Here is a 22,280-nt window from a genome sequence, read left to right on the forward strand (position 1 = left end):
GATTCACCGTAGTGCCCCCGGGGCCGCCGCTATCCTCCGGCGACCGCCGCGGAGGGCTTCTCGCCGTTCTGCGCCTGCTGGGCGCGCTCGGCGAACACGGCGGCGAACTCCTTCACCTCCTGGTCGGAGACGGCCTCCTTGCCCCGGTTGCCGGTGCTGACGCCGAGCACGGTCGTGCCGACCCGGAGCTGGGTGATGGTGGCGGGCCCGCCCATCGTGCCCATGTCGGCGCGGTTGGCCTCGCGTTCGTCGCCGGGTTCACCGATGTCGACAGGCACCGCGCCCACGCCGACCCGGTCCCCGCCGTAGTACTCGACGATCGCGTCATAGGCGGCGTCGGCGGTCTTCTCGTCCGGGTAGGCGAGCACCCAGTAGTTGAGCGAGGTGACATCGGGTTTGCGCACGTAGGCGGCGACGCCGTAGTAGGTGATCTTGCCGCAGGCCGTGGCGCGCTTCGTCCTGTCCGTCGTCAGGCAGACCGTCGGCGGGTACTCCGGTACCGGCTTCTGGGCATCGGGCTCCAGCTGCGTCCGCCAGCCCGGCATGGCCTTCGCGTCCGGCAGGACCGAGGAGACCTCGGCCTTGCCGAGCGCCTTCGCGGCTGCGCCGTCGCCTTCCCCACTGCCGCAGCCTGCCAGCAGCAGCAGGGCCGCCCCGGCTGCCGCGCCCCGTACGCACCTGTGCCCGTCCAGTCGGCTCACGGCCGGCCTCCCCCTCGTCGACGAGGTCCGATCATAGGGAAGAAGGCGCAGACAGCGGCTGCTGGAACGCGGTGCACCCGGCCATACGACAGCACCGCCACCCGAAAGCGTGTCCGGGTGACGGTGCGTGTGGGCGATCTCGGCGGCGTAAGACCTTAGAACGCGGCCTCGTCCAGCTCCATCAGGGAGTTGTCGACGGCCTCGGCGAGCGCGCGCTCGGCGCCGACGCCCGGCAGGACGTTGGCGGCGAAGAACTTCGCGGCGGCGATCTTGCCCTGGTAGAAGGCGACGTCCTTCGGGGAGGCGGTCGGCAGCTTCTCGGCGGCCACGGCCGCGCCCTTCAGCAGCAGGTAGCCGACGACGACGTCGCCGGAGGCCAGCAGCAGACGGGTCGAGTTGAGGCCGACCTTGTAGATGTTCTTGACGTCCTCGCCGGTCGCGGTGAGGTCGGTGATCATCGTGCCGACGATCGCCTCCAGGTCCACGGCGGCCTTCGCGAGGTGGTCCAGCGCGCCGGACAGCTCCTCGTTGTCCTGGGCGCCCGCGAGGAACTTCTTGATCTCCTCGGAGAGCGTGTTGAGCGAGGCGCCCTGGTCGCGGACGATCTTCCGGAAGAAGAAGTCCTGGCCCTGGATGGCCGTCGTGCCCTCGTACAGCGTGTCGATCTTGGCGTCACGGATGTACTGCTCGATCGGATACTCCTGGAGGTACCCGGAGCCGCCGAACGTCTGGAGCGACTGCGCCAGCTGCTCGTACGACTTCTCGGAGCCGTAGCCCTTCACGATCGGGAGCAGCAGGTCGTTGAGGCCGTGCAGCGCCTTCGCGTCCTCGCCCGCGGCCTCCTTCTCCTGGATCGCGTCCTGGACGGAGGCGGTGTACAGCACGAGGGAGCGCATGCCCTCGGCGTACGCCTTCTGCGTCATGAGCGAGCGGCGGACGTCGGGGTGGTGCGTGATGGTGACCTTGGGGGCCGTCTTGTCCATGAACTGCGACAGATCGGTGCCCTGGACGCGCTCCTTGGCGTACTCCAGCGCGTTGAGGTAGCCCGTGGAGAGCGTGGCGATGGCCTTCGTGCCGACCATCATGCGGGCGAACTCGATGATGCGGAACATCTGGCGGATGCCGTCGTGCTTGTCGCCGATCAGCCAGCCCTTGGCGGGGTGCTGGTCGCCGAACGTCATCTCGCACGTGTTGGACGCCTTGAGGCCCATCTTGTGCTCGACGTTGGTCGCGTACACGCCGTTGCGCTCGGCCAGCTCGCCGGTGGTCCAGTCGAAGTGGAACTTCGGGACCATGAAGAGCGAGAGGCCCTTGGTGCCCGGTCCGGCGCCCTCGGGGCGGGCCAGCACGTAGTGAATGATGTTCTCGGACATGTCGTGCTCGCCCGAGGTGATGAAGCGCTTCACACCCTCGATGTGCCAGGAGCCGTCCTCCTGCTCGACGGCCTTCGTGCGGCCCGCGCCGACGTCGGAGCCGGCGTCCGGCTCGGTCAGCACCATCGTCGAGCCCCACTGCTTCTCGACGGCGATCTCGGCGATCTTCTTCTGCGCCTCGTTGCCCTCGTCGAAGAGGATGCCGGCGAACGCCGGGCCGGAGGAGTACATCCAGACGGCCGGGTTGGCGCCGAGCAGCAGCTCCGCGTAACCCCAGATCAGGGAGCGGGGCGACGTGGTGCCGCCGATCTCCTCGGGCAGGCCCAGGCGCCAGTACTCGGAGTCCATGAAGGCCTGGTACGACTTCTTGAAGGAGTCCGGGACCGGCGCGGTGTTGGTCTCCGGGTCGAAGACCGGCGGGTTGCGGTCGGCGTCGGCGTAGGAGTCGGCGAGCTCGTTCTCCGCGAGGCGGGTGACCTCGTCGAGGATGCTCTTCGCGGTCTCGACGTCCATCTCCGCGAACGGTCCGGTGCCGTACAGCTTGTCGCGCCCGAGGACCTCGAAGAGGTTGAACTCGATGTCGCGGAGATTCGACTTGTAGTGCCCCATGGGAAGGCTCCGTAATCAATAGCAGTGGCGCGCAGCGCCCCGTGGAGGGGTGGCCCGGACTTACGGCATCAGGGGTGAGGCCGTTATCACCTGACCCCTACGATGATGCTACCCGTCAGTAATAAGACGCAACCCCTCAAGGGCCTGATGTGTCCGATTACTCTTTGCTCCATGTACGGCTACGACCAGAACCAGGGCGCACAGCAGCCGATGGGTGGCGGCTACGGCGAGCAGCCGCTGTATCCCGAACCGTCGCCGCCCTCGCTGGGCGACGCGGTACGGGCCTTCACGACCGGCTCGCTGGCCGCCGAGGACTTCCAGCAGATCTTCGCGACGTCGAAGGTCTACTGCCCGCGCGGCGACAATCCGGGATTCCTCGCGCTGCACAACACCCAGCAGCCCGTGATCCCGATGTTCACCACGCTCAAGGAGCTGAGGCTGTACGCGGGCAAGGAGTCCAAGTACTTCGTGATCACCGGGGCCGAGGTGATCGATCTGCTGCCCACGGGCTACGGCTTCGTCCTGGACATGGAGGGCGAGCACCGCATGGTCTTCGACGCCAAGGCCGTGGAGCAGATGGTCGACTTCGCGATGCGCCGCATGTACGGCTGACCGCAGGCCTTCGAGAAGGGGTCCGTGCCGCTGGGCGGTACGGGCCCCTTTCTGCTGCTCCGGCCGCGCGGGAATGGATGACGCCTTGCAGGATGTTCACCATTCAACTAAATTGGTTCCAGAACAGTCCCCCGGAGGTGGCTCCCATGCCCGCAGTGACCGTCGAAAACCCGCTGACCCTGCCCAAGGTCGCCGCCGCCGGCGACGCCGCGGCCCGTCCCGTGCTCGCCGTGACCACGGCGCCGAGCGGGTTCGAGGGCGAGGGCTTCCCGGTCCGCCGCGCCTTCGCGGGAATCAACTACAAGCACCTCGACCCGTTCATCATGATGGACCAGATGGGTGAGGTGGAGTACGCCGCGGGAGAGCCCAAGGGCACTCCGTGGCACCCCCACCGCGGCTTCGAGACCGTGACCTACCTGATCGACGGCACCTTCGTCCACCAGGACTCCAACGGGGGCGGCGGCACCATCCAGAACGGCGACACCCAGTGGATGACAGCCGGATCGGGGCTGCTCCACATCGAGGCGCCGCCGGAGTCCCTCGTCATGTCGGGCGGCCTGTTCCACGGCCTCCAGCTCTGGGTGAACCTGCCCAAGGCGGACAAGATGATGGCCCCGCGCTACCAGGACATCCGCGGCGGCCAGGTCCAGCTGCTCGCCTCCCCGGACGGCGGCGCGCTGCTCCGGGTGATCGCGGGCGAGCTCGACGGCCACGAGGGCCCGGGCGTCACCCACACCCCCATCACGATGATCCACGCCACCGTGCGCCCCGGCGCCGAGGTGACGCTGCCCTGGCGCGAGGACTTCAACGGCCTCGCGTACGTACTCGCCGGCCGCGGCACCGTCGGTGAGGAGCGCCGTCCCGTCCACATGGGCCAGACCGCGGTCTTCGGCGCCGGCTCCTCGCTGACCGTCCGTGCGGACGAGCAGCAGGACGGGAACACCCCGGACCTGGAGGTCGTGCTGCTCGGCGGCCGTCCCATCCGGGAGCCGATGGCGCACTACGGGCCGTTCGTGATGAACAGCCAGGCCGAACTCAAGCAGGCCTTCGAGGACTTCCAGGCCGGCCGCCTCGGCACCGTGCCCGCCGTCCACGGAATGTGAGCCCCGCTGCCGCCGTATGACGGTGCATCACTCGTACGGCGGCACAGGCGGGACACCGCTGCCGCGGCGTGATCGGGTGGGAGGGTGCAGACCCAGAAGCCCCTCCTGCCCGATGCCGCCCGGCGAACGGCCGCGTGGTGCGGTGTCGTCCTGCTGGTCGCGGGTGTCGCCACCGTCCTCGTCTTCCTCTGCATCATCCTCAAGACCGCCGTCACCCCGGTCCTCCTCGCCCTGCTCGGTACGGCGCTGCTCGGTCCGGTCCACCGCCGGATGACCGCCCACGGCGTGAACCGCTCGCTGGCCGCCGGGATCACCTGCGCCCTGCTTGTCGCGGTGGGCGGCGGCGCGGGTTACATCGTGGTGGCGGCGCTCATTGAGACCGGCGACCAGATCGTCGACTCGCTCAAGGACGCCGGACAGTGGGTCATCGACCACTTCGGGCTGGAGGACGGCGCGAACGTGGACGCCCTCGCGGACAACGCCAAGAAGCTCGTCGAGAAGTTCGGCGCGAGCGCCGCGGGCGGGATCCTCTCCGGCATCAGCCTCGTCGGCTCGTTCATCGCCACCGCCGTGCTCTCCCTCCTGCTCACCTTCTTCTTCCTGCGCGACTCGGACCGGGCCGTGAACCTCGCCCACACCATCGCCCCCCGGGGCACCGGCGACCTCGTGGAAGCGATGGGCCGACGAGCCTTCGAGGCGGTCGAGGGCTTCATGCGCGGGACGACGCTCATCGCCCTGATCGACGCCGTCTGCATCACGGTCGGCCTGCTGATCCTGCGGGTGCCCGGTGCGGTGGGGCTCGGCGCCCTGGTCTTCGTCGGCGCCTACATCCCCTATCTGGGAGCCTTTCTGTCAGGCGCCGTCGCGGTCCTGGTGGCGCTGGCGGACCGGGGCTTCGCGATCGCGCTCTGGGCGCTCGGGGTCGTCCTCGCCGTCCAGGTGCTGGAGGGGCATGTCCTCCAGCCGATGATCCAGAGCCGTACGGTCCAGATGCACCCCGCCATGATCCTGATCGCGCTGACGGCGGGCGCGAGCGTGGCGGGGATCCTCGGGATGCTGCTCGCGGTCCCGCTGTGTGCGGCGGCCTTCGGCATCCTGGGCGAGATGCGCAAGGGCGGCCCGGATGCCCCGGAGGCGCCCGAAGCGGTGGCCGGGGAGCCGTCGGCGTAACGCCCGAGTGAAGCCCCTTACGGCTCCGAGGGGTCCGCCGACTCGTACAGCTCGAACCAGATCGACTTCCCCGAGCCCCGAGGGTCCACCCCCCACGCGTGGGCGAGCATCTCCATCAGCACCAGGCCGCGCCCGCTGGACGCCATCTCGCCGGGCCGCCGTTTGTGCGGCAGCTCGTCGCTGCCGTCGGACACCTCGACCCGCAGCCGCCGCTCCCCGTGCTCACCGGTCGCCTGCGCGACCATCAGGGCGTCGCCGTCCGTGTGGACCAGCACGTTCGTGGCCATCTCGGAGACCATCAGGACCGCCGAGTCGATCTGCTCCGCGTCCGCCCAGTCGTGCAGCATCTCGCGCAGCAGCGACCGGGCGGCGGCGATCCGCTCCGGTTCGGCCTGGGCGATGGTCAGCGCGGTCCGGCGGGGCGCGGCCGGGTGCGTCGTGGAGGCCTCGCGCCGCAGCAGCAGGACCGCTATGTCGTCCTCGCGCCGGTCGGCGAGAGGCCCCGTCGTGTGGTGCGAGGCCGGTCCGTGCACGGCCTGCACCAGCTCGTCCGCGAGCTTCTCCAGATCGTCGGTGTGGCGCTCCAGGATCGGCCGGAGCCGCACCCAGCCGGTGGCCAGGTCGTGCCCGCCGGTCTCGATCAGGCCGTCCGTGCACAGCATGATCGTTTCTCCGGCCTCCAGCGTGATCCGGGTCGCCGGATAGTCCGCGTCGGCCTCGATCCCGAGCGGCAGCCCGCCCTCGGTCCGGCGGATGACGGCGGTCCCGTCGCCGGTCATGACCACGGGGTCGGGATGACCGGCCCGCGCGATGTCGAGGGTGCCGGTCTCCGGGTCCGCCTCCGCGTACAGGCAGGTCGCGAAGCGCGCCTCCGGCTGCTCGCCGTCCTCGTACGCGTCGGTGAGCCCGGACAGGAAGCGCGAGGCGCGCGAGAGCACCGCGTCCGGGGGGTGCCCCTCGGAGGCGTACGCGCGCAGGGCGATCCGCAGCTGGCCCATCAGCCCCGCGGCCCGCACGTCGTGCCCCTGGACGTCGCCGATGACGAGGGCGATGCGGCCGCTGGGCAGCGGGATCATGTCGTACCAGTCGCCGCCGACCTGGAGGCCGCCCCCGGTCGGGACGTAGCGGGCGGCGACCGTCATCCCCGGAATGTCGGGTCCCAGGGACGGCATCATCGAGCGCTGGAGCCCCAGCGACAGCTCCCGCTCCGTCTCGGCGACCCCGGCCCTGGCGAGCGCCTGGGCGAGCATCCGGGCCACGGTCGTCAGCACCGACCGTTCGTCCGGCGAGAACGAGACGGGGTGCCGGAAGCCGGCCATCCAGGTGCCCATCGTGCGTCCTGCCACGATCAGCGGCAGAAAGGCCCAGGAGCGGCGCCCGAACCGCCGGGCCAGCGGCCAGGTGGCCGGATAGCGGTCGCGGTAGTCGTCGGGGGTCGGCAGATAGACGGCCCGCCCGGTCCGGACGACCTCGGCGGCCGGGTAGTCGGTCTCCAGCGGCATGTCGCTGAACGGGCCCTCGTCGCCCATGTTGTGCCCGTGGTGGCCGACGATCGTCAGCCGCTCGCCCTCGACCCCGAAGACCGCCAGCCCGTCCGGCGAGAAACCGGGCATGGAGAGCGAGTAGGCCACCCGCAGCACCTCCGCCGTCGACCGGGCCTCCGCCAGCGCCCTTCCCGCGTCCAGCAGGAACGCCTCGCGGGAGCGCCGCCAGTCGCCGGTGATCGGGGTGTGCGCCCCCGTGGTGCCGGGCTGCGGTTCGGCGACCTCCTGGAGCGTGCCGACCAGCACGTAGTCCGCACCGGAGCCGGCCTCGGGCCGCAGCGGCTTGGAACGGCTCCGGACGGTCCGCAGTACCCGGCCGCGCTCGTCGACGATCCGCACCCGGGCCTCGGCGAGGGTGCCCTCGGCGACGGCGAGGTTCACGACCCCGTAGATCTCGTTCCAGTCGACGGGGTGGAAGCGGGAGCGCACCTCCGACTCACGGAAGACGCTGTGCTCGGCGGGCAGCTCCAGGAGCCGGGCCGCCTCCGCGTCGAGCGTGACCGTCCCGGCTCCGTTGTCCCAGCGCCAAAGGCCGGTCGCCGTCGCGGCCAGGACTTCCTCGGTGCGCATTGCCCCACTTTAGACCGGCATGTGTAGGCAAGGCAGCGCCAGGGGCGCACCGACGATCTTGGTGCGGACAATGACAATGAAACGGTCCGGTCGCGGGCGGTAGCCTGGGGTGGCTGAATCATCCCCAACCGCGAAGACTGGATGAACGACGATGCATCGGTACAGGTCCCACACCTGCGGCGAGCTCCGCGCCTCTGACGTCGGCACCGACGTCCGGCTGAGCGGCTGGCTGCACAATCGCCGAGACCTGGGTGGCATCCTCTTCATCGATCTGCGCGACCACTACGGTCTGGTGCAGCTCGTCGCCCGTCCCGGCACCCCCGGCAACGACGCCCTGGCGAAGCTGACCAAGGAGACCGTCGTACGGATCGACGGCAAGGTCTCCGCCCGCGGCGCGGACAACGTGAACCCGGAGCTGCCGACCGGCGAGATCGAGATCGAGGTCACCGAGGTCGAGGTGCTCGGTCAGGCCGCCCCGCTGCCCTTCACGATCAACGCCGAGGACGGCGTCAACGAGGAGCGGCGCCTGGAGTACCGCTTCCTCGACCTGCGCCGCGAGCGCATGCACCGCAACATCATGCTGCGCTCGTCCGTCATCGCCTCCATCCGCTCCAAGATGGTGGCCCTCGGCTTCAACGAGATGGCGACCCCGATCCTCGCCGCGACCTCCCCCGAGGGCGCTCGTGACTTCGTGGTCCCGTCCCGTCTGAACCCGGGCAGGTTCTACGCCCTTCCGCAGGCGCCGCAGCAGTTCAAGCAGCTGCTGATGATCTCCGGCTTCGACCGCTACTTCCAGATCGCGCCCTGCTTCCGCGACGAGGACGCCCGCGCCGACCGTTCGCCGGGCGAGTTCTACCAGCTCGACGTCGAGATGTCGTTCGTCGAGCAGGAGGACGTCTTCCAGCCGATCGAGAAGCTCATGACCGAGCTCTTCGAGGAGTTCGGCAACGGCCGCCCTGTGACGTCGCCGTTCCCGCGCATCCCGTTCCGCGAGTCGATGCTGAAGTACGGCAACGACAAGCCGGACCTGCGGGCCCAGCTGGAGCTCGTCGACATCTCCGACATCTTCGCGGACTCGGAGTTCAAGGCCTTCGCCGGCAAGCACGTCCGCGCCCTCCCGGTGCCGGACACCGCGGGTCAGTCCCGGAAGTTCTTCGACGGCCTCGGTGCGTACGCGGTCGAGCACGGCGCCAAGGGCCTCGCCTGGGTCCGCGTCGGCGAGGACGGCACGCTGGCCGGTCCGATCGCCAAGTTCCTCACCGAGACGGACATCAAGACCCTCACCGAGCGTCTGTCCCTCGTCCCCGGCCATGCCGTCTTCTTCGGCGCGGGCGAGTTCGACGAGGTCTCCAAGATCATGTCCGTCGTCCGCGTCGAGGCCGCCAAGCGCGCCGGCCACTTCGAGGAGGGCGTCTTCCGCTTCTGCTGGATCGTCGACTTCCCGATGTACGAGAAGGACGAGGACACCGGCAAGATCGACTTCTCGCACAACCCGTTCTCCATGCCCCAGGGCGGCATGAAGGACCTGGAGGAGAAGGACCCGCTCGACATCCTGGCGTGGCAGTACGACATCGTCTGCAACGGCATCGAGCTGTCCTCGGGCGCCATCCGTAACCACGAGCCCGAGGTCATGCTGAAGGCCTTCGAGATCGCCGGCTACGAGGCGGAGACCGTCGAGCGGGAGTTCGCGGGCATGCTGCGCGCGTTCCGCCTCGGTGCCCCGCCGCACGGTGGCATCGCCCCGGGCGTCGACCGCATCGTGATGCTGCTGGCCGACGAGCCCAACATCCGCGAGACCATCGCCTTCCCGCTCAACGGCAACGCCCAGGACCTGATGATGGGCGCCCCGAGCGAGCTGGACGAGACGCGGCTGCGCGAGCTGAACATCCAGCTCCGCAAGCCGGTCGCGTCGGCCAAGGAGAAGGCCGAGGCCAAGGACTCCGTGGCGAGGGACACCGGCGCGAAGTAGGCGTCAGCGGTTCCGCTTCGGTTCCACGTGAAACAGTCCCCGGCCGCCCGGCCGGGGACTGTTTCCGTGTGCACGGTGTACGCACAGGAACGCACAGCCTGTGCTCACGCCCCTGCCAGCTGGGCTGCCTAGCCTCGGCTCCCATGACAGAGACTCAAGGACCCGCACACAAAAAGGATCTGACCCGCCGCCGGATGGTGATCGGGGGTGGCGCGATCGTCGTCGCGGCCGGGATCGGCGCCGGGGCCGTCGCGAACGCCTCGACCGGAACGGGCGGCGAGAGCAAGGGGAAGAAGGGCGACGCCGGGCAGGGCGAGGCGTGTTACCGGCTCACCTCGGAGACCACCGAGGGCCCGTACTACATCGACGCCGACAAGATCCGCAAGGACATCACCGAGGACAAGGAGGGCATCCCGATGACCCTCCGGCTCAAGGTGATCGACACCGACACGTGCAAGCCCCTCAAGCAGGCGGCCGTCGACATCTGGCACTGCGACGCCCTGGGTGTCTACTCCGGCTACGAGAGCATGAGCCAGGGTGGTCCCGGCGGCGGTGGCACCCCGCCGAGCGGCGCCCCCACGGACGCCCCGACCGGGACCCCGACCGGGACGCCCCCGACCGGCGCACCCCCGTCGGGCGGCCCCGGCGGAGGCGGTGGCGGCCACAGCGAACCGACCGACGACGAGCGCTACCTGCGGGGCACCCAGCTCACCGACAAGCACGGCTACGTGGAGTTCAGGACGGTCTTCCCGGGCTGGTACCAGGGCCGTGCCGTGCACATCCACACCAAGGTGCACGTCGGCGGGAAGATGACCGACGCCGGGTACGAGGGCGGACACACCTGCCACACCGGCCAGTTCTTCTTCGCGGAGTCCGCGGTCCTCGACTCCGCGAAGATCGAGCCGTACTCCACCAGCACCACCACACGCACCACCCTGACCGAGGACACCATCTACGACCAGAGCGGTGTCACGGGCGGGCTGCTGAAGCTCCAGTACCAGAAGAAGCGCATGGCCCGCGGTGTCGTCGGCTCGATCACCATGGGCGTGGACCCGGACGAGACGAACGACGGAACGGGCATGTGACCGCCCCCGGCCGACCCGCACGCCCCACCTGAGCCAGCACTCCCGCAGCCCCCTCAGACCTCCGTCCCCCCGCGGAGACAAAGGGCCCGGCACCGGACATCCACCCCGGTTCCGGGCCCTTCGTGCTGCCCACGAACACATGGCTGCGTGCATACAAGTACACGAATCACCCGAACGGTGTGACCCGGATGGCCCCCGCGCCGGATTGGCGGACGGCGACTGCGGCAAAGACTGCCTGGGCCGACCCCGGCGCAGCGCGGACCCCGGCCCGTGTCCGCGGAGCCCCGGACCGGTCACCTACCGCTGAGGAGCCCTCCGTGCCCGTGCCCCGTCCGCGCGTTCCGCTGCGCCTCCCGTACGTCGTCTGCGCCGCCCTCCTGCTGCTGCTGGCAGGGTGCGGGGCGGGGCCGCTCGCCGGGATGGACGGGAGCGGCGCCACCACGAAGGCCGCGGGCGCCTCCGGCGTACCGGGACCGCCCGGGGCCGCCGCCGGCGCCCCCGCACGGTCCGGGGCCGCCGTGCCACCCGCTCCCGCTCCCGCGCCGCCGAGGGAGATCCCGGGGCTGGGGCCGCAGACCCGGGCCCAGATCCCGGCCGGGGCCCACCAGGCGTTCGTCGTCACCGGCCAGTCACCGGACTCCAACCGCTCCACGGCCGTGCTCTACACCCGGGACGACCCGGCCGTCGGCTGGCGGGCGGCCCTGGCTCCCTGGCCCGCCCACAACGCCCTGAACGGCTGGACGGCCGAGCACTGGGAGGGCGACCTGCGCTCACCCGTCGGCGTCTTCACCCTGACCGCCGCGGGCGGCCGCCTCGAACCGCCCGACACCGCCTTCCCGTACGACCTGAGCCCGGACTTCAAGGTGGAGGGCGAGGGCTTCCACGGGGAGCCGCTGGAGGGCTCCTTCGACTACGTGATCGCCATCGACTACAACCGCGTCCCCGGCACCTCGCCCCTGGACCACACCCGCCCCCTCGGCGACGAACGCGGCGGCGGCATCTGGATCCACGTCGACCACGGCGGCCCCACCCAGGGCTGCGTCTCGGTCACCGAGGACCGGATGAAGGAGCTGCTGGGCGTTCTCGACCCGGCGAAGGAGCCGGTCATCGTGATGGGGGACGCGGCGTCGCTGAGCCGCTGAAAGGGGCCGCGTGCCCGGGGCGCGGCCCGTAATCTGGATCCTGCCCGACCGATTCCGAGGAGGCAGGCGTGACCGCGGTCGACGAAGGTGTGCTGACCCAGGAGGTCTTCGAGGACTTGGCCCGTCATGCCGTACGCGCGGACGAAGCGCTGCGTCTGGAATTCGTGAACGGGAAACTGGGAGTCAAGGCTGTGCCGGACGGGGACCACGGGCAGATCATCGAGTGGCTCACTCGGCAGTGCATGCAGGCAGACCCAGGCCGCTGGCTCTACGCCGAACAGGGACTGCGGATCGAGACGTATCGCAAGGGGAACGCTCGGCTGGATGGCGCCTTCGCCCGCAGTGGTACCTTCGCGGGTCAAGGCGAATGGGCCAACCCTGACGGCGTTCTGATGGCCGTCGAGGTGACCTCGTACGACGACGACACCGACCGCCGGGACCGCGTCGAGAAGCCGCGCGCGTACGCGGAGACGGGCATTCCCGTCTACCTGCTCATCGACCGCGAGACCTGCGAGGTCAAGGTGCACTCGCAGCCCGACGGGGTGCGGTACGAGACGGTGGTGACCGTGCCGTTCGGCAAGACGGTCGGGCTCCCCGACCCGGTGGGCTTCGAGCTGGACACCGAGCCGCTCAAGAACTGGGTCCGCTGACGCGAAACAGGAGGAAGGGGCGGGGCCGCACATGCGCGGCCCCGCCCCTTCCTCGTACGTATGACGCGCTACGCGGGCTTCTCCTCCAGGCGCGGGAACAGCACCGCGCCCTTCGTCACCGTCGCACCCGCGGGGAGCCGGCCCCAGGTGGCCGCGTCCTGCACGCGCTGGTCGGACAGCGCGCCCAGGGACTCCTCGGCGCCCAGGGACTCCCACAGCTTCTGCGAGGTGTCCGGCATGACGGAGTTCAGCAGGACCGCGACCCCGCGCAGCGCCTCGGCGCCCGTGTACAGGATGGTCGCGAGGCGGGCCCTGCCCTCCGGCGACTCGTCCTTGGCGACCTTCCACGGCTCCTGCTCCGTGATGTAGCCGTTGACCTGCTTCACGAAGTCGAAGACCGCCAGGATGCCCGCCTGGAAGTCCAGCTCCTCACCGATCTTCAGGTCGGACGTGGCGACCGCCTTGGCCAGCCCCTCCTGGACCGCCTGCTCGGCCTCGCCCGAGGCCGTGGCCCCGGGGAGCGCGCCGCCGTAGTACTTGCCGACCATGGCGGCGAGGCGCGAGGCCAGGTTGCCGTAGTCGTTGGCGAGCTCGGAGGTGTAGCGGGCGGTGAAGTCCTCCCACGAGAACGAGCCGTCGCTGCCGAACGCGATGGCCCGCAGGAAGTACCAGCGGTAGGCGTCCACGCCGAAGTGCGAGGTCAGGTCCTGCGGCTTGATGCCCGTCAGGTTCGACTTCGACATCTTCTCGCCGCCGACCATCAGCCAGCCGTTGGCCGCGACCCGGCCCGGCAGCGGCAGGCCCTGCGCCATCAGCATCGCGGGCCAGATCACCGCGTGGAAGCGCAGGATGTCCTTGCCGACCAGGTGCACGTTCGCCGGGAACGTACCGTCGAACTTCTCCTGGTTGGCGCCGTAGCCGACCGCCGTGGCGTAGTTGAGCAGGGCGTCGACCCACACGTAGATGACGTGCTTCTCGTCCCACGGGACCGGGACGCCCCAGTCGAACGTCGAGCGGGAGATCGAGAGGTCCTGCAGGCCCTGCTTGACGAAGTTCACGACCTCGTTGCGCGCGGACTCCGGCTGGATGAAGCCGGGGTTGGCCGCGTAGAACTCCAGCAGCTTCGGGCCGTACTCGCTGAGCTTGAAGAAGTAGTTCTCCTCCTTGAGGATCTCCACCGGCTTCTTGTGGATCGGACACAGCTTGACGCCGGCCTCGTCCTCGATGAGATCGCCGGGGAGCTTGTACTCCTCGCAGCCCACGCAGTACGGGCCCTCGTACCCGCCCTTGTAGATCTCACCCTTGTCGTGCAGGTCCTGCACGAACTCCTGCACACGGTCGGTGTGCCGCTTCTCCGTCGTACGGATGAAGTCGTCGTTCGCGATGTTGAGGTGCTCCCAGAGGGGCTTCCACGCCTCCTCGACGAGCTTGTCGCACCACGCCTGGGGCGTGACGTTGTTCGCCTCGGCCGTGCGCATGATCTTCTGACCGTGCTCGTCCGTGCCGGTGAGGTACCACACCTTCTCGCCGCGCTGGCGGTGCCAGCGCGTGAGCACGTCGCCTGCGACGGTCGTGTAGGCGTGGCCCAGGTGAGGAGCGTCGTTGACGTAGTAAATGGGGGTCGAGACGTAGAACGCCGTCGCCGCCTGCTTCTCGGATCCAGTGGCCGCCATGGTCGAAATCCTAACGGTCCGGGGGAGATCCACTCACACCGATAAACCCGGCCGGGAGTGCGGAGACCTTTGCGAAACATCTGTTCCGGTAGCAAAGACGCATCCTGGGAGGGAGTGGACACGCGTGCACGAGGCAGGGGACATCACGATGCGGGTACTGGTCGCCGAGGACGAGGAGATTCTGGCGGAGCTCGTCGCCACCGGACTGCGGCGGGCCGGATTCGCCGTCGACACGGTGTACAGCGGCGACGCCGCCCAGGCCTACCTGGGGCTCCACGACTACGACGTCGTCGTCCTGGACCGCGATCTGCCCCGGGTGCACGGCGACGACGTGGCCCGCGGGCTGGTCGCCTCCGGCTCCCGGACCAGGATCCTGATGCTGACGGCCGCCGGGTCCATGGAGGACCGCGTCTCCGGGCTCGACCTGGGTGCCGACGACTACCTGGGCAAGCCGTTCGAGTTCCCCGAGCTCGTGTCGCGGGTCCGCGCCCTGCGCCGGCGCAGCGCCCGCCCCGTACCGCCGCAGCTGGTGCGGCACGGCATCCGGCTCGACACCGTCCGCCGCACCGCGACCCGGGACGGCCGGGAGCTGGACCTCTCGCCGAAGGAGTTCACCGTGCTCCAGCTGCTGCTGGAGGCCGACGGCGGGACGGTCAGCGCCGAGGAGCTCCTGGAGCGGGCCTGGGACGCCAACGCCGACCCCTTCACCGGGGCCGTCCGCGTCTGCATGAGCAAGCTGCGCGGAAAGCTCGGGGAGCCGGCCCTGATCCGCACCGTGCAGGGCGTGGGGTACGCCCTGTGAGTGGCTGGGCACGAGTGCCGCACGCCACGATCAGGACCCGCATCGCGCTCGTGTACGGGGGCGTCTTCCTGGTCCTCGGGACCGCGCTCCTCGCCACGGTCAACCTCGCCTCCCGGGCCGGCACCGACTCGCAGGCCCGCGCCATCGCCCGTACCGCCGCGGTCGTCCAGCCCGGATACGCCGTCAACGGCCCCCTCGTGACCCGGCGCAGCCTCGGGCCGCCGACCGTCTACGACCTCACCGACGATGTCAGCAACGCGGCCGGGGACCAGCTCCTCAACTGGTCCGCGGCCGCCCTGCTCGTGATGACGGCGTGCGCGGTGGGCGTGGGGTGGTGGACGGCCGGGCGGCTCCTGCGGCCCGTCCACGAGATGACCGCGAAGGCGCGCCGGCTCTCCGCGCACACGCTGCACGAGCGGATCGCCTCCAACGGGCCCGACGACGAGCTGAAGGAGCTGGGCGACACACTGGACGCGCTGCTCGCCCGGCTGGAGAAGGCCTTCGACAGCCAGCGCCGGTTCATCGCCAACGCCTCGCACGAGCTGCGCACCCCGCTGGCCACCCAGCGGGTGGCGATCCAGGTGGGGCTGGAGGACCCGACTCCGGACGATCTCGTACGCACCCGGCAGACGCTCCTGGACAACAACCGGCGCAGTGAGCGGCTCATCGAGGGCCTGCTGGTGCTGGCGCGCAGCGAGCGCGGCCTGGAGAAGAGTGAGCGGGAAGCCGTGGACCTGGACCGGGTGGTGGCGGAGGAGGCGGGCCGGTACCCGGGGGTGGCGGTCGGCGCCGAGCCCTGCGTGGTGCGCGGGAACCGGCTGCTGCTGGCCCAGCTGGTGGCCAATCTGATGGCCAACGCGGTGACGTACAACATCCCCGGCGGAAGCGTGGGGGTGTCCCTGGTGCCGGCGGGCGCGGGGGTGCTGCTGGAGGTGCGCAACAGCGGTCCGGTGGTGGAGGCGGCCGACATCCCGGGCCTGTTCGAGCCGTTCCGGCGCGGCGAGGGCAGGGACCGGATGGGGGCGGGATCGGGACTCGGCCTTTCGATCGTCCGCTCCATAGCCCTGGCGCACGGCGGTACGGTCACGGCGGTTCCGGGCCCGGAGGGCGGGCTCGCCGTGACCGTACGACTGCCTGTGGATCAGGCGTTGGCGGCGACCCAGGCGGGCAGCGCGGCCAGCACCTCGCGGTAGAACGCGGCGTCCGCGACCTCGCGCGGGGCGGGGCCCGCGTGGAAGAAGCCGGCGTTCGGGGCGTCCAGCTTCCGCAGGAAGTCGAAGCCCTTCGCATCCTGGTCGCCGAACGCGACGAACTGGAAGAACAGCGGCAGCCGTGCCGCCTCGTCGATCGCCTGACGGGCGGCCTGCTTGACGTCCGGCGGTCCGTCCGTCTGGAAGACCACCAGGGCCGGGCCGGTGGCCCCGGACTTCTCGTAGTGTGCGACGACCTCCTCGACGGCGCGGTGGTAGTTCGTCCGGCCCAGCCGTCCGAGACCCGCGTTCAGCTCGTCGACGCGGCCCTCGTGGCCGTCCAGTCCGACCGTGCCGGTGCCGTCGATGTCGGTCGAGAAGAACACCACCTGGACGGTGGCGCTCTCGTCGAGGTGCGCGGCGAGCGCGAGCGTGCGGTCGCCCAGGTGCTGGGCGCTGCCGTCCTTGTAGAACGGACGCATGGAGCCGGAGCGGTCCAGGACCAGGTAGACGGTGGCGCGCAGGCCGGTGAGCCCATGCGCCTTCAGCCCGGCCTGGGCGGCCTTGTACGCCCCCACGAGCTCGGGTGCGCGGGCCTTGACCTTGGCGAGGGTGAGCGCGGGCTTGCCGGCGGGGACGGCGGGGGCCGCCTCGGCCAGGGGCTCGGGGGCCGGTTCCGGTTCGGGTTCCGGTTCCGGGGCCGGGTCCATGTCGATCGTGATCGGTTCGGGCTCGGCGACCGGCTCGGCCACGACCGGCTCGGGCTCGGCGACCGGCTCGGCCACGACCGGCTCGGGCTCGGCAAGGGCCTCGGCCGCGACCGGCTCGGGCTCGACCGCCGCGGCAGGGGCCTCGGCCGGCGTCTCCTCGGGCTCCGGCTCCACGGCCTCGGGCTCCGGGATGACGGCCTCCGCCACGGGTTCCGCTTCGACCTCCGGAGCGGGCGAGGACACCGGCTCCGCGTCCTCGGCCTTGACCGGCTCCGCGGCCTTGACCGGCTCCGCGGCTTCCGCCGCCTCCACGGGCTTCGTCCGGGAGCCCGATCCCTGTGACGGAACCGTGGGAGCGGTCTTGGGGGCGGGGGCGGCGGCCTTGTCGAAGGCCGCGGCCACCAGGTCCGCCGCCGCCCCGCCGTCGTCCTTCGTGGACCGGGACGCGGTGGACGGGGCCGGCTCCGAGGAGGCAGGGGCCGGTACCGACACCTTGACGGCCGGGACGGGTTCGGCCGCGGGCTCGTCTACCGTCACCGGCTCCGGGGCCAGGGTGCGCTCGCCCTGGGACGGGACCGTGGCCGTCGTCGGCTCGTCCTGCTCCGTGCGGTCACGGCCGAACACCTTGCGCAGCAAGCTCCGAATGCCCATGGGCGAGGCCTTTCGCATGAGTTGGGTGCGATGAATGTCCGTACTGCGGGAATTGATCCCTGGCCAGGGCGGATACGTAAGGTTAGCGGCCGGATCCGGCCCTTCGTCGGCGCGGCCCGCCCGTGGGGGAACTGAACCGCAACCGATCCCGTACCGAGTCCTGTGAGCGGGGTGTGCGGACCTCATGGATGTCATCGGTAAGTCGTTCGCACACGCCCTCGAGGTGCCCGTTCGCATTGCTAGCGTGGGCGGGCGGTGCGTCTGACGAACAGTCAGAGGCGCCGTTTCCGTTATCCGCAGATGTGAAAAGAAGGGCTCTCGTATGACGAACCCATCCCGCCGAATACGTCTCGCGGCCTGCGCGGTGGCGGCCGGGACGATGCTTTCCGGCCTCGCGCCCGCGGTCGGAGCGAGTGCGGCGCCCCTCGCCGGAGCGGCCTCGGGGGTCCCGGCCGCGGACGATCCCGTACCGGATCACGAAGGCATGCCGGACGACGGCTTCGACGACGAACCCGAAGGTGAACAGGATGACTTGGCCGGGACCGCGACGGCCGGGGCGAGCAGGGGCGCCGTAGCGGCCGCCCCGGTGCCGGGGCGCCCCGCGGACTTCCGGCTGGCCAGGGGCACGGACCTGTCCGGGCTCGTCACCAAGCTGGACGCGGGACTCCCGAAGCAGGGCCTCACGGAACTGCTGGAGCAGGCCAACCGGCCGGCCGCCGACTGCGGGAACACCGGCATCTACGGCCCCGACCTGACCGTCAGCCACCGTATCTGCTGGAAGGCCGACGACGACGCCACCTCCAAGGAGTGGGTGCCGCAGGCCATCTCGGGTGTCTCGGACGCCCAGGAGGACGAGGACTGGGGCACGTCGAACGCCGAGCCGGTCGCCGTCGGCGGCTACGACGCGGTGAACCCGGGCCGCAGCGACTACATCGCGGGGCGCGACAACTGTCTGGAGAGTTCCGCCTCGGACGCCTGCAACGAGAAGGGCATCCGGGTCACCTTCTTCAACCAGGCGACCAAGATGTACCGGCATGTGCTGCTGGTGTGGCCGTACATGAACTCCAAGGACCACATCTCCTTCGACGCCCTGCACGCGCGCGAGGGCCGGTGCAACCCCGTCATCGTCACGGGCTGCGCCGCGCAGAACGGCATCCACGCGGGCGGCATGGTCTGGTACGGCAACTACCTCTACGTCGCCGACACCGCCAACGGCCTGCGGGTCTTCGACCTCCGCAAGATCATGGACCTCAACCCGGACAACGACGCGGCCGTCAACGACCCGACGCCGGACGGCCTCGAAAGCGACGTCCAGGACAAGAAGCTGGTGGGCCGGCAGAGCAACGTCTGGTACGCATACGGCTACCGCTACGTCATGCCGCAGGTCGCCACGCTGAAGTTCACCACGGCGAAGAACGGCGGCACCACCAGCGGGAACCAGTGCTACGCCACCGGCCGGCCGAAGGCCTCGTACATCTCGCTGGACCGCACCGGCACCGACCACATGGTCCTCGGCGAGTACTGCAACACCAACAACGGCGGCAGCAGCCCCGGGCGCGTGGGCACCTATCCGATGAGCGCACTGACCGCCGCGGTCGAGGGCGCGTCCGGGACGGCCGCGAGCGCGGACGAGGCCTACGGCCTGCCCACCGGAGCCTCGTTCGGTGACGAGGACCTGTGGCACAAGATCCAGGGCGCGATGCGGTACGAGGGCAAGTGGTACTTCCACCGCAGCAACGCCTACGACAACGGCCGGCTGCTCCAGGCCACCCCGGGCACGGTCGGCGGAACGACGCAGCTGGTCGGCAACGCGAAGACGCTGCAGACGTCGTTCGGACCCGAGGACCTCTACCTCGCGCACGGGCGCGGTGACGGCTTCGCGCCCCGGCTCTGGTCGCTGAGCGAGCACGCGCCGGACGCCGAGAAGTGCCCGGTGTGCAAGCGTGAGGTGTACAGCTACACCATGTCCGAGGTGATCAGCGACTTCGGCTGATCCTCCGGGGGCCGTCCGCACTACAGTCGGACCCATGGTTTCCGGTGAGGCGCCGCAGGCGGCAGGCAGCGTTCGGGTCGATGTCTGGATCTGGTCGGTCCGGCTCACGAAGACCCGGGCGCAGGCCGCCGCCGCCTGCCGCGCGGGTCATGTGAAGGTCGCGGGCGAGCGGGCCAAGCCGGCCCAGGCGCTGCGCGTCGGCGACGAGGTGCGGCTGCGGCACGACGGCCGGGACCGGGTCGTGGTCGTGTCGAAGATCGTGAAGAAGCGGGTCGGGGCGCCGGTGGCGGTGGAGTGCTTCGTCGACAACAGCCCGCCCCCGCCGCCGCGCGAGGCCGCGATCCAGGTTCCGGTACGGGACCGGGGCGCGGGGCGGCCGACGAAGCGGGACCGGCGCGAGATGGACCGGCTGCGGGGTGCGGGGCCCGAGTCCGCGGAGTAGCGGGCCCGGGCCGGCGCGGGGCCGGGCCGGGGCCGGTCCTACGGCTCGGGCGAGGCGATGGCCCGTGCGGCCGCCACCTCCTGGCGCAGGGGCGCCAGGACCCCCTCCTCGTCCCCGGGGAGTTCGGTGCGTACCGCCACCAGGACCTCGCTCGCCCGCACCCCGTCGGCCAGTTCGCGGAGCTGGGCCTGGACCGCGGCGACCTCCGCCGGTTCCGGTTCCTGGGCCCCGTGGTTGACGCGGACACGGGCGGCCGTCGTGGCGTCGACGATGCGTTCCACGGCCACGACCAGTGGCCACCACGCGGCGGCGCGGGTCCCGGTGGGGGGTGGCTCGGTCAGGGCGCGCTGGAACTCCGAGCGTACGGACGACAGATCGCGGTAGATGCGGCGGCGGGCGCGGACCCGTTCGGCCCGGTCGCCTTCGCCGCCCGGCTCGAACGCGACCCCCACGTAGTCCGCGATGTCCGCGACCGCGTCGGCCAGCCGGCGGCCGATGCGGGAGTGCCAGCTCTCCGGCCACAGCAGATATCCGGCCACCAGCACGATCGCGCAGCCGATCAGGCTGTCCAGGAAGCGCGGCCAGACCAGGTGCACACCCTCGTGGTTCAGCAGGTCCGACAGGAGCAGGATGACCGGAGTGACGGCCGCGGTCTGGAAGGCGTACCCCTTCGCCGTCAGCGCCGGGATCAGCGCGGCGAGCAGCATCATCACCGGCACGTCCCACCAGCCGACCGGCACCTCCGCGAGCACCGGGGCCGCGATGACGAGCCCCGCGGCCGTGCCCACGGAACGCAGCACGGCCCGGGAGAACACCGAGCCGAAGTCGGGCTTGAGCACGAAGGTGACGGTGAGCGCCACCCAGTAGGAGCGCGGCACGTCGATCAGCGAGGTCAGCGCCTGGGCCAGCCCGATGCAGAGCGCGAGGCGCAGTCCGTACTGCCAGGAGGGCCCGGACAGCACGACGTTGCGGGTGGCGCGCCGGACCCGGACCCCGAGGGCCGCGGGCCGGCCGAGCCGGTCGTCGACGTTGTACGGGTCGGGGTCGGCCTTGTGCACGACGGCGGCGGCATGGCGCAGCGCGCTGTCCACCGCCCGGGTGGCGGGTGAGCCGGGCGGTGGCAGGCGGGGTTCGTCGCCGCCGGTGCGGGTCTCCTCGATGTCCTCGGCCAGTGCCCGGACCGCTGCCGGGATGGCGTCGGGCAGCATGATCCGTCGTACGTGCACCGCGGGCGCGGCCTCGACCAGCGGGATCACCACGTTGAGCTGGGAGAGCATCCGCACCATGGTGCCGCTGCGGCCGTGATAGCGGGCGCGGCGGGCGAGGACCAGGTCGTAGGAGGTGTTGAGCGACTCGGTGACGGCCTGTCGCTTCTCCTCGTACGCCGGTGTGCCGGCGGCGGCGAGCAGATCGGCGACCGCGAGATAGGTGTCCGCTACCGCGACGCGTTCCGGCAGTTTCCGGCGCAGCGGCCAGGCCAGCAGCGTCAGGGCGAGGACGAACAGACCGCCCAGCGTCAGCAGCAGCGGCGCCACCCACCACGGGTCCGGCATCGGGAGTCCGGCGCCCACCACGGAGTTGAGCAGGAGCAGCAGGCCGGAGACGGAGGCGACCGCCCCGATCGTCGACATCATCCCGGAGACGAGGCCGATGACCGTGAGCACGGCGACGGCCGCCCAGCCGGTCCCGTACACGAGCGTGCCGGTCATGATGCCGAGAGCGCCGAACACCTGCGGCACGGCGATGTTGAGGATGCGCATCCGGTACGCGTCGGCGGTGTCGCCGATGACGCCGGAGAGCGCGCCCATGGAGGCCAGCGCCCCGTACATCGGCCGGTCGGCGGCGAATCCGGCGGCGAGCGGCGCGGCCAGGGCGACACTCGCGCGGGCGACAGCGGCCCAGGGAACCGGCGTGGGCAGGGGGCGCAGTCCGTAGCGCAGCCAGACGGGCGGTGTTCCGCGCCGATGTGCCGCGGTGGAGGAGGAGCCGGTTCCGTCGGCCCTGCTGCCGGTCAACGCGTCCTCCTCCGGGCAGCGGTCAGCTGCGGTACCCCTCGACCTCGTCGGCCGGGCGGACCCGGGCCTGCGCCGGGTCCTCGCCGAACTCGCTCAGGGCCCGGCGTTGCCGCAGCAGGTCCCAGCACTGGTCGAGCCGGACCTCCACGGTACGCAGTCGTGCCTTCTCCCCGTCGGACAGGCCGGGTTCCCGGCCGTTGCGGTCGCGCAGGGCGCGTTCCTCCGCGACGAGTCCGTCGATGCCGCCGATGATGTCCCGTTCCTGGTCGTCCATGA

The 22,280-nt window shown here is 70.9% G+C and carries 18 protein-coding genes; 11 read left to right on the forward strand and 7 right to left on the reverse strand.

Annotation, left to right across the window (positions count from 1 at the left end):
* Nucleotides 1–29 precede the first annotated feature (29 nt).
* Nucleotides 30–701: a hypothetical protein gene (locus tag OG959_RS19540; RefSeq protein ID WP_326660158.1), complete on the reverse strand. Its 672-nt coding sequence runs from the start codon at nt 699–701 to the stop codon at nt 30–32.
* Between the two features lie 155 nt (nt 702–856).
* On the reverse strand, nt 857–2,683 hold the full coding sequence (locus OG959_RS19545; protein ID WP_326660160.1) for an acyl-CoA dehydrogenase: 1,827 nt from the start codon (nt 2,681–2,683) through the stop codon (nt 857–859).
* 171 nt (nt 2,684–2,854) lie between these two features.
* Here OG959_RS19545 and OG959_RS19550 point away from each other — a divergent pair, with 171 nt between their 5' ends.
* From OG959_RS19550 to OG959_RS19560, 3 genes are all read left to right on the forward strand, one after another.
* The gene (locus OG959_RS19550) at nt 2,855–3,295 is read left to right on the forward strand and encodes an SseB family protein (RefSeq protein ID WP_018522179.1); all 441 of its coding nucleotides are present in this window, start codon (nt 2,855–2,857) and stop codon (nt 3,293–3,295) included.
* Nucleotides 3,296–3,441: 146 nt separating this feature from the next.
* On the forward strand, nt 3,442–4,398 hold the full coding sequence (locus tag OG959_RS19555) for a pirin family protein (protein ID WP_219573270.1): 957 nt from the start codon (nt 3,442–3,444) through the stop codon (nt 4,396–4,398).
* A gap of 84 nt (nt 4,399–4,482) precedes the next feature.
* A complete protein-coding gene (locus tag OG959_RS19560; protein WP_326660162.1) occupies nt 4,483–5,568 on the forward strand; it encodes an AI-2E family transporter in 1,086 nt (361 codons plus the stop codon).
* Nucleotides 5,569–5,585: 17 nt separating this feature from the next.
* Here the strand turns inward: OG959_RS19560 and OG959_RS19565 are convergent, their stop codons facing one another.
* Nucleotides 5,586–7,682 carry an ATP-binding SpoIIE family protein phosphatase gene (locus OG959_RS19565; protein ID WP_326660164.1) on the reverse strand — a complete coding sequence of 699 codons (2,097 nt, stop codon included), beginning with the start codon at nt 7,680–7,682 and terminating at the stop codon, nt 5,586–5,588.
* Between the two features lie 151 nt (nt 7,683–7,833).
* Between OG959_RS19565 and aspS the strand changes: the two genes are divergently transcribed.
* The 4 genes from aspS (at nt 7,834) to OG959_RS19585 (ending at nt 12,528) form a co-directional block, all read left to right on the forward strand.
* On the forward strand, nt 7,834–9,651 hold the full coding sequence (aspS, locus tag OG959_RS19570; protein WP_326660166.1) for an aspartate--tRNA ligase: 1,818 nt from the start codon (nt 7,834–7,836) through the stop codon (nt 9,649–9,651).
* Nucleotides 9,652–9,794: 143 nt separating this feature from the next.
* Nucleotides 9,795–10,736: an intradiol ring-cleavage dioxygenase gene (locus tag OG959_RS19575; RefSeq protein WP_326660168.1), complete on the forward strand. Its 942-nt coding sequence runs from the start codon at nt 9,795–9,797 to the stop codon at nt 10,734–10,736.
* Nucleotides 10,737–11,053: 317 nt separating this feature from the next.
* Entirely contained in the window at nt 11,054–11,878 is an 825-nt protein-coding gene (locus OG959_RS19580; RefSeq protein WP_326660170.1) for a L,D-transpeptidase family protein, read from the forward strand.
* A 68-nt stretch (nt 11,879–11,946) separates the two neighbouring features.
* Entirely contained in the window at nt 11,947–12,528 is a 582-nt protein-coding gene (locus tag OG959_RS19585; RefSeq protein ID WP_442805596.1) for a Uma2 family endonuclease, read from the forward strand.
* Nucleotides 12,529–12,596: 68 nt separating this feature from the next.
* Here the strand turns inward: OG959_RS19585 and metG are convergent, their stop codons facing one another.
* Nucleotides 12,597–14,201: a methionine--tRNA ligase gene (gene metG / locus OG959_RS19590; protein WP_326660172.1), complete on the reverse strand. Its 1,605-nt coding sequence runs from the start codon at nt 14,199–14,201 to the stop codon at nt 12,597–12,599.
* A 148-nt stretch (nt 14,202–14,349) separates the two neighbouring features.
* Here metG and OG959_RS19595 point away from each other — a divergent pair, with 148 nt between their 5' ends.
* Entirely contained in the window at nt 14,350–15,003 is a 654-nt protein-coding gene (locus tag OG959_RS19595; RefSeq protein WP_326666483.1) for a response regulator transcription factor, read from the forward strand.
* On the forward strand, nt 15,000–16,196 hold the full coding sequence (locus OG959_RS19600) for a sensor histidine kinase (RefSeq protein ID WP_326660174.1): 1,197 nt from the start codon (nt 15,000–15,002) through the stop codon (nt 16,194–16,196). Before OG959_RS19595 ends, OG959_RS19600 begins: the two co-directional genes overlap by 4 nt.
* Here the strand turns inward: OG959_RS19600 and OG959_RS19605 are convergent.
* Nucleotides 16,145–17,554 carry a VWA domain-containing protein gene (locus OG959_RS19605; protein ID WP_326660176.1) on the reverse strand — a complete coding sequence of 470 codons (1,410 nt, stop codon included), beginning with the start codon at nt 17,552–17,554 and terminating at the stop codon, nt 16,145–16,147. The two genes, OG959_RS19600 and OG959_RS19605, sit on opposite strands and share 52 nt — an antisense overlap.
* A 322-nt stretch (nt 17,555–17,876) precedes the next feature.
* Here OG959_RS19605 and OG959_RS19610 point away from each other — a divergent pair, with 322 nt between their 5' ends.
* A complete protein-coding gene (locus OG959_RS19610) occupies nt 17,877–19,547 on the forward strand; it encodes a hypothetical protein (RefSeq protein ID WP_326660179.1) in 1,671 nt (556 codons plus the stop codon).
* Nucleotides 19,548–19,581: 34 nt separating this feature from the next.
* Entirely contained in the window at nt 19,582–19,989 is a 408-nt protein-coding gene (locus OG959_RS19615; protein ID WP_326660181.1) for an RNA-binding S4 domain-containing protein, read from the forward strand.
* A gap of 38 nt (nt 19,990–20,027) precedes the next feature.
* Here OG959_RS19615 and OG959_RS19620 read toward each other — a convergent pair whose 3' ends face one another.
* Together OG959_RS19620 and OG959_RS19625 are read right to left on the reverse strand one after the other, a co-directional pair.
* Complete coding sequence (locus OG959_RS19620) at nt 20,028–22,004, reverse strand: FUSC family protein (RefSeq protein WP_442805597.1); 1,977 nt, start codon at nt 22,002–22,004, stop codon at nt 20,028–20,030.
* A 22-nt stretch (nt 22,005–22,026) separates the two neighbouring features.
* Nucleotides 22,027–22,278 (reverse strand): DUF2630 family protein, encoded by a 252-nt coding sequence (locus OG959_RS19625; protein ID WP_326660183.1) that lies wholly within the window; start codon nt 22,276–22,278, stop codon nt 22,027–22,029.
* Nucleotides 22,279–22,280 lie beyond the last annotated feature (2 nt).

Origin of the sequence: Streptomyces sp. NBC_00385, assembly GCF_035917155.1 — a bacterium.
Taxonomy (GTDB): Bacteria; Actinomycetota; Actinomycetes; order Streptomycetales; family Streptomycetaceae; genus Streptomyces; species Streptomyces poriferorum.

What these genes read in the sequence shown, in the direction of transcription:
- metG (WP_326660172.1), bottom strand. Translation starts at nt 14,201, where the DNA reads ATGGCGGCCACTGGATCCGAGAAGCAGGCGGCGACGGCGTTCTACGTC.
- OG959_RS19545 (WP_326660160.1), bottom strand. Translation starts at nt 2,683, where the DNA reads ATGGGGCACTACAAGTCGAATCTCCGCGACATCGAGTTCAACCTCTTC.
- OG959_RS19610 (WP_326660179.1), top strand. Translation starts at nt 17,877, where the DNA reads ATGACGAACCCATCCCGCCGAATACGTCTCGCGGCCTGCGCGGTGGCG.
- OG959_RS19605 (WP_326660176.1), bottom strand. Translation starts at nt 17,554, where the DNA reads ATGGGCATTCGGAGCTTGCTGCGCAAGGTGTTCGGCCGTGACCGCACG.
- OG959_RS19565 (WP_326660164.1), bottom strand. Translation starts at nt 7,682, where the DNA reads ATGCGCACCGAGGAAGTCCTGGCCGCGACGGCGACCGGCCTTTGGCGC.
- OG959_RS19615 (WP_326660181.1), top strand. Translation starts at nt 19,582, where the DNA reads ATGGTTTCCGGTGAGGCGCCGCAGGCGGCAGGCAGCGTTCGGGTCGAT.
- OG959_RS19575 (WP_326660168.1), top strand. Translation starts at nt 9,795, where the DNA reads ATGACAGAGACTCAAGGACCCGCACACAAAAAGGATCTGACCCGCCGC.
- OG959_RS19625 (WP_326660183.1), bottom strand. Translation starts at nt 22,278, where the DNA reads ATGGACGACCAGGAACGGGACATCATCGGCGGCATCGACGGACTCGTC.
- aspS (WP_326660166.1), top strand. Translation starts at nt 7,834, where the DNA reads ATGCATCGGTACAGGTCCCACACCTGCGGCGAGCTCCGCGCCTCTGAC.
- OG959_RS19550 (WP_018522179.1), top strand. Translation starts at nt 2,855, where the DNA reads ATGTACGGCTACGACCAGAACCAGGGCGCACAGCAGCCGATGGGTGGC.
- OG959_RS19595 (WP_326666483.1), top strand. Translation starts at nt 14,350, where the DNA reads ATGCGGGTACTGGTCGCCGAGGACGAGGAGATTCTGGCGGAGCTCGTC.
- OG959_RS19555 (WP_219573270.1), top strand. Translation starts at nt 3,442, where the DNA reads ATGCCCGCAGTGACCGTCGAAAACCCGCTGACCCTGCCCAAGGTCGCC.